Annotated in this window: 10 protein-coding genes; 4 read left to right on the top strand and 6 right to left on the bottom strand. The window is 66.3% G+C overall.

The features are described 5' to 3' along the window. Nucleotides 1–47: 47 nt before the first annotated feature. The 4 genes from V4U86_RS09255 to V4U86_RS09240 are packed head-to-tail and all read left to right on the top strand — an operon-like array spanning nucleotide 48 to nucleotide 5,399. Nucleotides 48–1,670, top strand: coding sequence for a dipeptide ABC transporter ATP-binding protein (locus V4U86_RS09255; RefSeq protein ID WP_395310949.1), 1,623 nt, complete (start codon nucleotides 48–50; stop codon nucleotides 1,668–1,670). Continuing rightward, on the top strand, nucleotides 1,667–2,605 hold the full coding sequence (locus V4U86_RS09250; RefSeq protein WP_395310948.1) for an ABC transporter permease: 939 nt from the start codon (nucleotides 1,667–1,669) through the stop codon (nucleotides 2,603–2,605). The genes V4U86_RS09255 and V4U86_RS09250 overlap by 4 nt, the downstream gene beginning before the upstream one ends. 1 nt (nucleotide 2,606) lies before the next feature. Beyond that, a complete protein-coding gene (locus V4U86_RS09245) occupies nucleotides 2,607–3,596 on the top strand; it encodes an ABC transporter permease (protein WP_395310947.1) in 990 nt (329 codons plus the stop codon). A gap of 36 nt (nucleotides 3,597–3,632) precedes the next feature. Continuing rightward, entirely contained in the window at nucleotides 3,633–5,399 is a 1,767-nt protein-coding gene (locus V4U86_RS09240) for an ABC transporter substrate-binding protein (protein ID WP_395310946.1), read from the top strand. Nucleotides 5,400–5,439: 40 nt separating this feature from the next. Here the strand turns inward: V4U86_RS09240 and V4U86_RS09235 are convergent, their stop codons facing one another. The 6 genes from V4U86_RS09235 to V4U86_RS09210 form a co-directional block, all read right to left on the bottom strand. After that, nucleotides 5,440–5,976, bottom strand: coding sequence for a class I SAM-dependent methyltransferase (locus V4U86_RS09235; RefSeq protein WP_395310945.1), 537 nt, complete (start codon nucleotides 5,974–5,976; stop codon nucleotides 5,440–5,442). Between the two features lie 33 nt (nucleotides 5,977–6,009). Further along, complete coding sequence (locus V4U86_RS09230; RefSeq protein ID WP_395310944.1) at nucleotides 6,010–7,230, bottom strand: acyl-CoA dehydrogenase; 1,221 nt, start codon at nucleotides 7,228–7,230, stop codon at nucleotides 6,010–6,012. Beyond that, nucleotides 7,227–8,222: a GNAT family N-acetyltransferase gene (locus V4U86_RS09225; protein ID WP_395310943.1), complete on the bottom strand. Its 996-nt coding sequence runs from the start codon at nucleotides 8,220–8,222 to the stop codon at nucleotides 7,227–7,229. The genes V4U86_RS09230 and V4U86_RS09225 overlap by 4 nt, the downstream gene beginning before the upstream one ends. A 25-nt stretch (nucleotides 8,223–8,247) precedes the next feature. Beyond that, the gene (locus V4U86_RS09220; RefSeq protein WP_395311974.1) at nucleotides 8,248–9,801 is read right to left on the bottom strand and encodes an APC family permease; all 1,554 of its coding nucleotides are present in this window, start codon (nucleotides 9,799–9,801) and stop codon (nucleotides 8,248–8,250) included. Nucleotides 9,802–9,900: 99 nt separating this feature from the next. Then, nucleotides 9,901–11,289 (bottom strand): LLM class flavin-dependent oxidoreductase, encoded by a 1,389-nt coding sequence (locus V4U86_RS09215; RefSeq protein WP_395310942.1) that lies wholly within the window; start codon nucleotides 11,287–11,289, stop codon nucleotides 9,901–9,903. After that, nucleotides 11,286–12,578: an NtaA/DmoA family FMN-dependent monooxygenase gene (locus tag V4U86_RS09210; protein ID WP_395310941.1), complete on the bottom strand. Its 1,293-nt coding sequence runs from the start codon at nucleotides 12,576–12,578 to the stop codon at nucleotides 11,286–11,288. Before V4U86_RS09210 ends, V4U86_RS09215 begins: the two co-directional genes overlap by 4 nt. Nucleotides 12,579–12,608: the final 30 nt, after the last annotated feature.

Raw genomic sequence — 12,608 nt, 5'->3', positions numbered from 1 at the left:
TGGCAGCCCTTGATGGTTGGGTCATCATGATCGCGTGATGGTGCACGATGGCTCTGTTTGAGGTCACCGACCTCGCTGTCACCCTGCACAGCGGCACCCGCGCCACCGGTCGACGGGCCGTCCGCGCGGTGGAGTCGTTCAGCTTCTCCGTAGACGACGGTCAGACGTTGGCCATCGTCGGCGAGTCGGGTTCGGGTAAGAGTGTCTCGTTGCTCGCCGCCACCAGCTTGCTCGGCCCCGGAGCGGATGTGTCGGGCACGGTCCGATTTCGGGATCGCGACCTGCTGGCATCGAGTCCGGGTGAACTCAGACGAATTCTCGGCAAAGACATCGGATTCGTGTTCCAGGATCCGCAGAGCAACCTTCACCCGTTCAAGACCGTCGGCAGCCAGATCGACGAGGTTCTGCACATCCACGGTTTCGGCGACCGCCGCGCACGACGCCACCGTGTCACCGATCTGCTCGACGAGGTCGGTATCGCCGACCCGCACAACGCCTATGACAGCTATCCGGCCGAGTTCTCCGGCGGGATGCGGCAGCGGGTGATGATCGCCATGGCGGTCGCCCTGAACCCGGCGCTGATCATCGCCGATGAGCCGACGACCGCGCTGGATGTCAGCGTGCAGGCCGGCATTCTGCGTCTGCTCACCAGGTTGCAGCGTGAACATGGCACCGCGATCGTGTTCGTCAGCCACGATCTCGGTGTCGTGCACCAGATCGCCGACACAGTGGCGGTCGTGCGCGACGGCAGGGTCGTGGAGCAGGGCCCGCGGGACCGGATCTATCACTCGCCGCACGAGGACTACACCCGGCAACTGCTGGCCGCCTCCCGCCTGCGGGACGTTTCCGATGTCCCGTGCCGTGCACCGGTGCAAGCCGAGCCGCTGCTCCAGGTGACCGGCTTGCGGAAGTCCTACCGGGGCAGGGCCGGTCAGGCCCGCCGCACCGTGATCGACGGACTGGACTTCGCGATCGCCCGCGGCGAGATCGTCGCACTGGTCGGCGAATCGGGGTCGGGCAAGTCAACCGTCGGCAGGATCGTGGCGGGCCTGCAGTTCGCCGATGCCGGGGAGATCGTGCTGGCCGGTACCCGCTACCCCACTGCCGTCGCAGACGGAGTGCCCGCGCTGTCCCCCGCGAGCCGCCGCGCGGTGCAGCTGGTGTTCCAGGATCCCTATTCGAGCCTCAATCCGAGCCGCACCGTGTCCCAGACGCTGGCCGAACCGCTACTGGCGCAGAAGGTGAACCGCGCAGAGATCGCGTCGAAGGTTGCCGCGGCCGCCGATGCCGCCCGGCTGCCCGGTGCACTGCTGAACCGCCGTCCCGTCGAATTGTCCGGTGGGCAACGCCAACGTGTGGCGATCGCCCGCGCACTGGTGCTGTCCCCGCAGCTGATTGTCGCCGACGAGGCACTGTCCTCGCTGGATGTCACCACCCAGGCCGAGATCATCGATCTCATCGGTCGGCTCACCACCGAACAGCACACCGCCTTCCTGTTCATCACCCACGACCTCGGTGTGGTGTCCTCCCTCGCCCGAAGCGTCATCGTGCTGGGACCCGACGGTGTCGAGGAAACCGGTGACACCGCAGACGTGTTCACCGAGCCACGGTCGGCCTACACCCGGGCGCTGCTGGATGCGGTGCCGCGCGCGGATGCACGCGCCTCGTGAGCCAATTGCTGATGGGGCCGTCCACCGGAGCGGCCCCGCCGCCCGCCGGACGGGGACACGTGCGGTCCTTCATATCCGATCCCGGCCTGGTCGCCGGATCGGTACTGGTGGCCTTCGTGGTACTGGCGGCACTCGCCGCACCGTTGGTCGCCGCCCTCGTCGGGCACGGCCCCGACGAGCAGTTCCCCGACGAAACCCTGGACGCCGCGGGGCTTCCCATCACCGGCGGCAAAGGTTTCCTGCTGGGTGCTGACGGCAGCGGCCGCGACGTGTTCATCCGGACGCTCTACGGCGCCCGCGTCTCGCTGGGTATCGGCATCCCGGCCACCACCATCGCGATGCTGGTCGGTGTCACGATCGGGCTGATCGGCGGCTACTTCGGCGGCCGCGTCGACGCCGTGCTGTCCGAGTTGACCAATGTCGCGCTGGCGTTCCCCTTCCTGGTGACGGCGCTGAGTGTGGTCACCCTCAATCGAGGCACCGCGGGCAGCACCCTGATCGACCCGGTCTTCGTGGTGATCGGCGTCGTCGCCCTGTTCTCCTGGACCTATTTCGCGCGCCTGGTGCGCAATTCGGTGATCGAGATCAAATCCAAGCCGTTCGTACTGGCCGCGGTGGGTGCCGGTGGTTCGCACGCCCGCGTCATCGTCAAGGAGATCCTGCCCAACATCGCACCGACGGTGATCGTCTACTGGGCTGTCCAACTTCCGATCAACATCATCGCCGAGGCATCGCTGTCCTACCTGGGTGTCGGCATCAAGGCACCGACCCCGAGCTGGGGCACGATGATCGCCAACGCGCAGGATTCTGCGTTGTACCAACCGCAGCCACTGATGCTGATCGCCCCGGCCGCAGCCCTGTTCATCACGGTGCTCGGCTTCAACGTGCTGAGCACCCGCCTGCGCAGCCGCGTCGATCCCGGATCGGGAAGCTGATATGACGCAGACCCGCTTCGTTGCCTGGAGGCTCTCGCGGATGGCGCTGACCGTGTTGGCGGTCGTTCTGATCACCTTCGGGCTCACCAAGGTCGCTTATCAGAACCCGGGCCGAATGCTCGCTCCCGAGAACGCCTCTCAGGAGACCGTCGATGCGATCACCCGTAGCCTCCGCCTCGACGACCCCTGGTATGTGCAGCTCTGGTACTACACCGTGCGCGGCCCCGACATCAAGGGCACCGCGAGCGGGCTGCTGAACTGGCCGCCGAGCCTCGGCTATTCCTACCGTGAGCAACGACCGGTCACCGGACTCATCCTGGAGAAGCTGCCCGTCACGGTGAGCCTCGCGGTCGGCGCGTTGATCGCCTGGGTGGCACTGTCGGTGCTGTTCGGGGTGTACGCGGCTCGGCGCCCCGGCGGCTGGTTCGACACCGTCACCTCCGGTATCTCCTACCTGTTCTTGTCCGTCCCGACCTTCGTCACCGGTGTCATCCTGTTGTTCGTCTGCTACTACCAGCTCTCGCTGGCCGGGGTGAAGTTCTTCCCCAGCGGAGGGTACGTACCGCTGACGACGTCACCGACCGAATGGGCCCGGCATCTGCTGCTGCCGTGGCTCACCTTGGTGATCGCCCAGGTGGGCCTGTTCCAGAGGGTGGTGCGCGCCTCGGTGCTCGAGGTCGCCGGCAAGGACTACATCCGCACGGCACGCGCCAAGGGTGTCGGCCCGGGCGGTGTGTACTTCAACCACGCGCTGTCGGCCGCGCTCAATCCAATCCTCACCCTCGGCGCAATCGAGTTCGCCTCGATCCTGGGCGGCGCCATCATCACCGAGCAGATCTTCGGCCTCGACGGGATCGGGCGACTGGCGGTCAGTGCCGCCAACAACGGCGACGCACCGGTCGTCATCGGTTGCACCCTGCTGGGCGCGGTCATCTTCGTCGTGGCGACATCGGTCGTCGACATCATCACCCACGCCCGCAGCGGCAAATAACCCCCACCGCCACACACACAACGAGGAGCACCCACTGTGAGAACGTCCAAACGGAGTATCGCCGCGATCGCGGCGGCTGCCATGCTGGCACTTGCCGGATGCAGCACCGACGGCGAGCAGGCACCGCCCGGTGACCCGACCCAATTGTCCGGCGGCACACTGAAGGTCGCCTCGGTGGGCGATGTCGACGCACTCGATCCGCTGATCGCCTACTCCGCCGAGTCCTGGCAGGTCATCCGCGCCACCACCCGCCAGCTGGTGACCTACCCCGGCAACAAGGAGAGCATCGGCGCGGACACCGAGGTCGTGCCCGACCTCGCCGAGAGCTGGGATATCAGCCCGGACCGGAAGACGTACACCTTCCACTTACGGGACGGTATCAAGTTCTCGGGTGCCAGCACCCGCCCCATCACCGCGCACGACTTCGTCTACGCCGTCAAGCGTTTCCCGGATCCCAACGCCCAGGTGAGCGCCATCACCTACTACAACGCCCTTTTCGACGGATTCACCGAGTACGCCGACGAGTTCGCCAAGGTACCCACCGGAGATCTGGTCGCAGTCAAGGACTTCATCGATACACATGAGATCCGGGGCCTGAAAGCCTTGGACGACAGAACCTTACAACTCACGCTGACCCAGCCGGCAAGCGATATCCTCGACATTTTGACGCTGAACTTCGTCACCCCGCTGCCTGAGGAAGTGGTCTCGAAGTACTTCGCCGACAGTCTGGATTTCCGTAAGAACTATGTCTCCAGCGGCCCGTACTTCATCGAATCCTATGATCCCGGCCGCCAGCTGACCCTGGCCAAGGTTGCTGACTACAACGCCGAGGGGGATCCGCGAAAGGCCTACGCCGACAAGATCGTCTTCGACACCACGGTGGCCTCCGCGGACGCCGCGTCCCAGCAGCTGCAGACCGGGACCGCCGACATCGGCCTCTACGTCCGCGCGTACCCGGCGAACGTGATCGCCCAGTACAAGCAGACCGATCCCGAACACCTGCACAAATCGGCGAGTGGATCGGCCATCTTCATCAGCTGGAACAACCCGGCCGAGCCGAAGACGCCGGCCCAGGAGGCGTTCAAGGATCTGAAGGTCCGGCAGGCCTTCAATTACGCGCTGAACAGGGCTGATGTGGTGCGCGGCCTCGGCGGCCCGGATTCGGCCATCCCCAGCAATGAGATCCTGACCTCCACGATCGTCGGCTACAACAACGAGAACCCCTATCCGACACCGGAAGACAAGGGTGACCCGGAGAAGGCGAAGACGCTGCTCGCCGAGGCCGGCGAATCCGATCTGAGTGTCAACGTGGCCTACCGCAACACCCCGGAGTTCGAGAAGATCGCCACGTCGGTGCAAACCGCGGCCGCCCGAGCCGGAATCGACGTCAAGCTAACCCCCATCCCCGGTGACGGTTGGGGTGCCTTCAGCTCGTTCCTGGCCGATACCTCCAAGCTCGACCAGTGGGATGTGGCGATCACCAACTGGACCCCGGACTGGCAAGGCAACAGCGCCCGCATGACGCTCGGCGGCTGGCTGGATTCGGAGTTCGCCCCGGGTGGCACCTGGAATGGCGTGACCTACGACAACCCGGCGCTCAATGCCGCCGTGACACGGGCGTTCGCCGCCCAGGACCCGAAGGCTGACTGGCAGGAAGCCAACAGGATCGCCACCGAGGACCTGGCCTGGTTCCCGCTGATCGAGCGGGTCAAGTCGGTACCCACCTCGGACAGGGTCACCAACTGGACCTGGCAGTCGCTGGGCAACAGCGGCGATATCACCAATATCGCGGTGACGGGTTAGGCATCGCCCGATACCCGTCTGCTCGGAACTCGATGCGCGGTCACCGGCGGCGGGCAAGCAACCAGGCCTGGCCCTCCCCCTCCCCCGCTGCCAGCGCACCGAGTTCCGCGAAGGCCGCAGGCAATTCACCCGGCACTGCCCGGAACCGACCGGGTGCGGCACCGACTTCGCTGAGCACACAGATCGCCAACAGCCCGCCGGGCTTCAGGCGGGCGGGCAACGTGGCATAGAGGCCGGGATCACGAAACTTGTGACACAGCACCAGATCGGCCGGACCGCCGGGCGGTAGCCCGCCATCGAGATCGACTGCATCGAAACGCACTGTGACACCGTGTTGTTCGGCCAGCGCACGGGCCTGCCCGATGGCCACGGCGGAAACGTCGACACCGTGTACGTCGAGCCCGCGCTGCGCCAGCCATACTGCCGCCGAACCGTCACCGCAGGCGATCTCGAGTGCGCTGCCGTGGCGCGGGAACACGTCTTCATAGCCGCCGAAAACGGCAGGCACCGCCGGCGCGGACGCGACGGCACGCGCGGCGTACGCCGCGTCCCAGCGGGTGCGGTCCTGCTCGGTCACGGACCGCACCCTAACGGCGCGATGGCAGCCGGTCTAGTTCCCCTGCCCGCCGCGGCCCAGCGCGGCCAGGTTCGACACCGGGTCCTTGCCATTGATCAGGTAGTCTCCGAGGATGCGCGCCTTGTAGACCCGCGGGTTGTGCGACGCAAGGGTACGCGCATTGCGCCAGTGCCGGTCCAACCCGCGCTGCTCGGACACTCCGGAGGCGCCGAGCGCATCGAACACGGTGGTGGTGGCCCGCAGCGCGGCCGCGATGATGACCAGCTGCGCCTGGGTCACGGCCACTTCGGCGTCGACAAGGCGTCGTCTGACCTCCTGCGCATCGCCGTGGATCCGGTCCAGCGCCGCGCCGGCCTGGGTGAGTGCCGCTTCGGCGGCGAAGGCGTCCGCGGACACCTCCCCGATCACCGCCAGCAGCTGTGCATCGTCCGATGGCACCTCGGCCAGACCCTGCGGATAATTGCGCTTGCGGCCGCTCAGTGCACTCGAACCGTCCCGCAGGGCAGCCCGGGTGATGCCGGTCAGCACCGACAGCATCGCGGTCTGGTAGAAGTGGCCCTGGTAGGGAAAACGTTCCGCCGCCGGGAAGACGTCGCCGCGATCGGCGCGGGCCTTGTCATAGCGAGCCGTACCGCTGGCGGTGGTGCGCTGCCCGAAACCGTCCCAGTCATCCACCAGGGTGACGCCGGGGTCGTCGGCCCGCACCAGTGCGGTCAGCAACTCGCCGTCGTCGCCGCGCCCCAGGACGTCCAGCCAGTCCGCATACAGGCTGCCGGTGGCGTAGAACTTGGCCCCGGTGACGGCGTAGTGATCCCCGTCGGTGGCCACCGTGGTGACCAGGTTGGCCAGCGTGACGTTGTTGGCCTCGGTCCACCCTCCCCCGATGAACTGACCGTCGAGAAAGCGGGTGATCCACACACCGTTGGCCGGGGACACCGGCGCGTTGAGCCGGTCCTCGACGAAGGCCAAGTGGTTACGCCAGATGTGGGCGACGTTGGCGTCTGCGGTACCCAGGTCGGCCAGCAGCAGGAACACCTGCTGCAACGAGGCCCCGAATCCCCCACGCTCGGCCGGGATGCGCAACGTGCCGAAGGCGGCCTCGTTGAGCAGCCTGACCTGCTCGCGCGGGAAGACACGATCGCGTTCGCGTTCCAGATTCCCCTCGGCGACCTTGGCGAAGACCGGCTCGAAGTGCGCCCGAAGCTCACCGAGGTCTGCGGTCGGGGTATCCAGATAGTTGGTCGCGGTGCTCATTCGGTTCCTGTCGGTGCATCGATACGGTAGGCGAACTGGTGCTCGACGGCCCGGTAGCCGAGCCGTTCGTAGAGGACGTGGGCATTGCTGCGGTTGTGTATGTCGGTGCCCAGCGACGCCAGGCTCAAACCGCGCCGCAATGCGGCCGACCAGACCTTTCGCAGCAGGAACTCCGCGATCCCGTGCCTGCGCAGATCCCTGCGCACACCGATGTAGTCGGTGTGCGCGCTGCGCTCCTCCACGCCCTGGTTGATATAGGTGTAGGTCGACCCCAGCACGTACCCCACTGCCGCGCCGCCGCCGTCCACCACTGCGATGCTGAAATCAGGTGTGAAAGAACGGCTTTCGATGTGTTGTGCGAAGATTTCCGGTGTCTTCGACATGTTGCCGAAGTGCTCCTGGAAGGTGTCGAATTGCAGTTGGCGCACCTGTTCGAGGAGTCCGCGTTCGATCACCTCGGGCCAACTCAACAGCGCCAGCCCGTCGATACGGAGGGCCTCGAGTTCTTCGGTGTCTTCTCCGGAGAGGTCCTTGCGGGTGCGGATGAACTGCCCCTCCTGCCGCGCACCGTGCCCGATCAGCGCATCGATGGCCGACTGCTGGTCGGTACCGATGAAGGTGCGCAGATAGGCGCCCGGGATCGACGCGGCTTCGGCCCGAAACCGTTCGACGGTCCCGGCGACGACGTCGCCGAGCACCCGTGCCGGTGCGGCGGGGTCGAAAAGAAACTCCGCGACCACCTCCGGTTCCAGGCCGTGCGGCCGGTGCAGGACCGCATAGCCGCGGACCCGTCCCGACTTGTCCAGCATCAGGTGCACGGCGTCCGGGAATGCGCCGGCAAGCTGTTCGGCGATGTCACGGGAGTCCGCGGCGAACTTGCGTCCGGCGATACCCGCCGTGGTGGCCAGGAAATCCGCGATCTGCGGGTGGTGCAGTGGGGTCGCCGGGTGGATGGTCCAGCGGGCCAGGGCGCTGTCCTGTACGAGCGTCATGAGTCCTCCGTGCTGAAGCGATGTGTCACGGGGCGACCGGTTCCCTGTCCCGTCTGGTCTGCGCACCACCGTCGTTGTCGGGATCTGCACCATCTTGGTGGGCCAGCACATCGACGATGCCCGCGTCGACCAATCTCTGCTGCTCGGACTCCGACAGGGTCTGGATGGTGCCTACGCGCTTGGCGACCTCGGGGTTGGTGAGTTTCAGGAACCAGTACCAGAGCAGACCGATCAGCAGGATGCCGCCGAAGATGAACGGCAGGATGTTGAACGGGAACTCCGGCACCGGGTAGAAGTTGCTGAAGATCACGTATCCGAGGGCCAGTGTCGCAGCGGCCGAGGTGATGAACCGCAACGGGGTCAAGGCCTTGATCTTGTAGAGCCAGATCGGCGTGGCGATCACCACGAGCAGGTAGCTGATCAGGAAGCCCCAGGTGGCGACGTAGCCGCCGTAGACCTCGAAGACCAGCCGGCCGGCCGAACTGACGGTGGCCACCACCGCGAAGATGAATGCCAGCACACCGATGAACACGATGCCGACCCAAGGGGTGCGGTGCTCAGGGTGCACCTTGGCGAACACCTTGGGCAGCGCGCCCTCATGGGCGAAGGTGAACAAGGAGCGGGCCGCGGCGGTGGTGACGGCGGTGACGAAGACGATGAACGCGATGGCCACCGCACCGCTCATGACGTGGTTGATCCACGGCACCCCGCTGGATTCGGCGAGCTGCGGCAGCACGGCTTCGTCACCGTTGATTCCGTCGAAGAACAGCACCTGAGGGTACGTGGCGATGATGTAGAGCACGCCGAGCAGGAGCACCACCCGCAACAGCGATCGGGCGATGGTGCGGTGCGCGTCCTTGGCCTCGGCACCGAGGGAAGCGACGCTCTCGAAGCCGGCGTAGGAACCCACCGCCGACACCGCGGCGATGAAAGTCGTACTGCTGGTCAGGTGGCCGAGATCCCACTGCTCCCAGTCGATCCGCCAGCCGTAAGTGGCGTAGGAGGCGACGATGATGACGAGGATCGTTGCCACGGCGACAATCTCGAAGATCAGTTCGTAGCGCGCGGCAAGTGAGGCACCCCGGTAGGGCAGGTAGATCCCGACCCCCACGATGAGCACGACCAGTATCAGCTTGAACCAGGTGGCCTGCGATCCCACGCCGAAGGATTCCAGGAAGGAGTCCAGGTACAGCACACCGCCGAGGGTTCCCGTGACCGCGAAGCCGATGTAGCCGACCAGCAGACTGAAGCCGGCGGCATAGGCGAAGCCGGGGCCCAGGCCGTTGCCGGTGTAGGTGCCCAGCGAGCCCGAGGACACCGTCCGTTTGGCCTGGAAGCTGATGGTGGTGGCAATCAGGATTACGATCACCAGACCGATGATCACCGCCCACGCCGCGCCCTTGCCGGCTGCCAGGAAGAGCATGAACGGCACCGAGGCCACCGCCACGCTGGGCGCCGCCGCGGCCAACCCCTGGGCGAATACCCCCCAGAAGCCGAGTGCGTCACGTTCCAGGCCGTACCCTTCGGCCGATGATGAGAGCCGGCCCTCCGGCCGGACCTGATTCGGTGTGGCCATGATGCCGCCCTCCTGCCCTGCGCGTCACCAAATCATGTGAAGCGCAGTCATTTAACGATAAGTTGATGTGTCGATAACACTGCCTGAGAACGTTCTCAACCGTCAGCTATCGGATCGACGCGATTCTTTTGCCAACCGGAAGCCGGCCCCCGGATGGTCGTCGGGCAACAGTGCCGACCCCGAGAACAACCGCTCCCGCAACGTGGTCACCTCGCCGACTTCACGGGCTCGGCCCCGCCGGCGCAGTTCGGGAATCAGATACTCGGCGACATCGGCGAAGCTTCCCGGTGTCACGTGGTAGGTGATGTTGAATCCGTCGACACCGGTGCGCTCGGCATAGGTCTCCAGATCCTCGGCTACCGTGCGGGCAGAGCCGACGAATAACTGCCCGCCGAAACCACCGAGCCCACCGACGTAGTCACGCAACGTGATCCGGTGACGGTCGTCGGCATCCTGCACGGCGGCCAGGATGGATCGGCTGGCGTCGGTGTCGAACTGCTCGATGGGCCGGTCCACCCCGTACTCGGACCAGTCCACCCCGCTGAGCGCGGACAGCAGCACCAGGCCACCTTCGAGATCGTGGTACTCGGCCAGTTCGGCCTTCTTGGCGTGAGCAGCCGAATCCGTACTGTCGGTGACGATTTCGACCGACGTCAGGAATTTGATCGAGTCCGGGCCGCGACCGTGACCGACGGCCCGCCGCCGGATGTCCTCGATGTTGGCGCGCAGCACATCGGGGCGCGGATCGCCGGCGAAGACGAGTTCAGCGTTGCGCGCCGCGAACTCGCGCCCCGCAGTGGAGGTCCCGGCCTGGAACAGCACCGGGGTGCGCTGCGGCGAGGGCTCGACAAGGTGCGCCCCGGGCACGCTGAAGTACTTGCCCTCGTGGCCGATCGCGTGCACCTTCGACGCGTCGGTGAAGACGCCACGGGCCAGGTCCCGCCGCACCGCGTCGCTCTCCCAGGACCCCTCCCACAGTTTGTAGGTGACTTCCAGGAACTCCTGGGCGATGGCGTAGCGCTCGTCGTGCGGGATCTGGCGGTCGCGGCCGATGATATTGCGGGCAGCGCTGTCCAGCAGCGAGGTGACGATGTTCCAGCCGATCCGCCCACCGGTCAGATGGTCCAGTGTGCTGAACTTGCGTGCCAGCAGGTAGGGACTCTCGTATGTGGTCGACACGGTGATACCGAAACCCAGATGGGTTGTGGCCGCGGCCATCGCCGAAACCGCCAGCAAGGGGTCGGTCACCGGTGTCTGAACCGCGCGGGTGAGCGCCGCATTCGCGTCACCGCCATATACGTCGAGTTGCCCGACGGCGTCGGCGATGAACAGCGCATCGAACCCCCCAGCGTCCAACAGCTCGGCCAGCTCGACCCAGTAACGGATGTCGGTGTACCGGGCGGTCTGGTCGGCCGGGTGCCGCCACAGACCGAAGTTGCCGTGCGACACGGTGGACATGGTGAACGCGGCCAGAACGAACGGTGTCATCACCCAGGCACCTCCAGTCCCAGATGCGAGCGCAACGTGCTGCCCGCGTACTCGTGCCGGAAGAGACCGCGCTTGCGCAGCACCGGAACCACCTGCTCCACGAACAGCTCCTCCTGGCCCGGCAGCCCGCTGTCGCGCAGCACGAACCCGTCGGCGGCACCGTTGACGAACCAGTCCTCGATCTCGTCGGCGATGCGCTCCGGCGTGCCGACGACGGCGGCACCCCAACCGTTGACGGTCTTGTACAAGAACTCCCGGACGGTCGGATTGCCGTCCGCGGCCAGCGCGCGGTAGCCGGCCAGGGCCGTCTGATGGGTCTCGGTGCTCTCCGGGAACGCCGACGCGGGCACCGGGCCGTCCAGATCGGCACCGGTGACGTCGACATCGACCTCCAGCAGCCAGCCGGCCTGGTACTCCGGGCTGAAGTAGTGGTATTCCTCGCGTTCGGCCCGGCGGGCCTCGTCCTCGGTGGACCCGATGACATACCGCAGCGACGGCGTGATCAACGGTGGCCTGGCCCGGCCGAGTGCCCGGGACTGCGCGTGGACCTGCTGGTAGAACTCGCGCCCGCGAGCGATGTTTGCGTGACTGGTGAAGATGACCTCGGCGTGGGCGGCCGCAAAGGTCCGGCCGGTACTCGACGATCCGGCCTGGAAGATGACCGGCCGGCCCTGTGCCGAACGGGCCGCTCCGATCGGACCCTTCACGTCGAAGTACCGGCCATGGTGGTCGGGCACCACGATCTTGCTGACATCGTTGAAGACTCCGCTGGCACGGTCCTCGACGATGGTGTCCGCGGACCAGGAATCCCACAGCTTCTTGACCACCTCGATCGCCTCTTCGGCGATCCGATAGCGTTCGTCGTGCTCCACCACTCCCCGGGCGCTGAAGTTGTCCGCGGCCGCCGCGGCAAAGCTGGTGACCAGGTTCCAGCCGGCTCGACCGAGACTGAGATGGTCCAGCGAAAGAAGCTGGCGGGCAAGGTGATAGGGGTGCTGCAGAGTCGCCGACCCGGTGACCACCAGGCCGATCCGCTCGGTGACCGAGGACAGCGCCGCGGTCGCGGTCAGCGGTTCGAAATCCTCGGTGGTCTTGTAGGCCCAGGTGGCCGGCGGCCCATAATTCAGGCCGTCGGCAAAGAACAGGGCATCGAACGTTCCGGCTTCGGCGTTCTGGGCGTGCCGGATGAGACGTCGGCGCACACCCGCGGTGCTGTTGTCGAGGTCGGGATGGCGCCAGGGGCCCGCCGACCGGGTGTTACCGAAAGCCAGCAGGTGCACTTCACGAGTCACCGCGATGACGGTACTGACGCGGCCGTCGTC

The sequence above is a fragment of the Mycobacterium sp. AMU20-3851 genome (assembly GCF_043974665.1).
Classification (GTDB): Bacteria; Actinomycetota; Actinomycetes; order Mycobacteriales; family Mycobacteriaceae; genus Mycobacterium.
Note: the sequence above shows the minus strand (reverse complement) of the source record. Positions and strands in the feature narration are given on the sequence as shown.

Excerpts from the sequence above, each read along its gene's own strand:
- V4U86_RS09255 (WP_395310949.1), top strand. The coding sequence starts at position 48 with ATGGCTCTGTTTGAGGTCACCGACCTCGCTGTCACCCTGCACAGCGGC.
- V4U86_RS09245 (WP_395310947.1), top strand. The coding sequence starts at position 2,607 with ATGACGCAGACCCGCTTCGTTGCCTGGAGGCTCTCGCGGATGGCGCTG.
- V4U86_RS09230 (WP_395310944.1), bottom strand. The coding sequence starts at position 7,230 with ATGAGCACCGCGACCAACTATCTGGATACCCCGACCGCAGACCTCGGT.
- V4U86_RS09225 (WP_395310943.1), bottom strand. The coding sequence starts at position 8,222 with ATGACGCTCGTACAGGACAGCGCCCTGGCCCGCTGGACCATCCACCCG.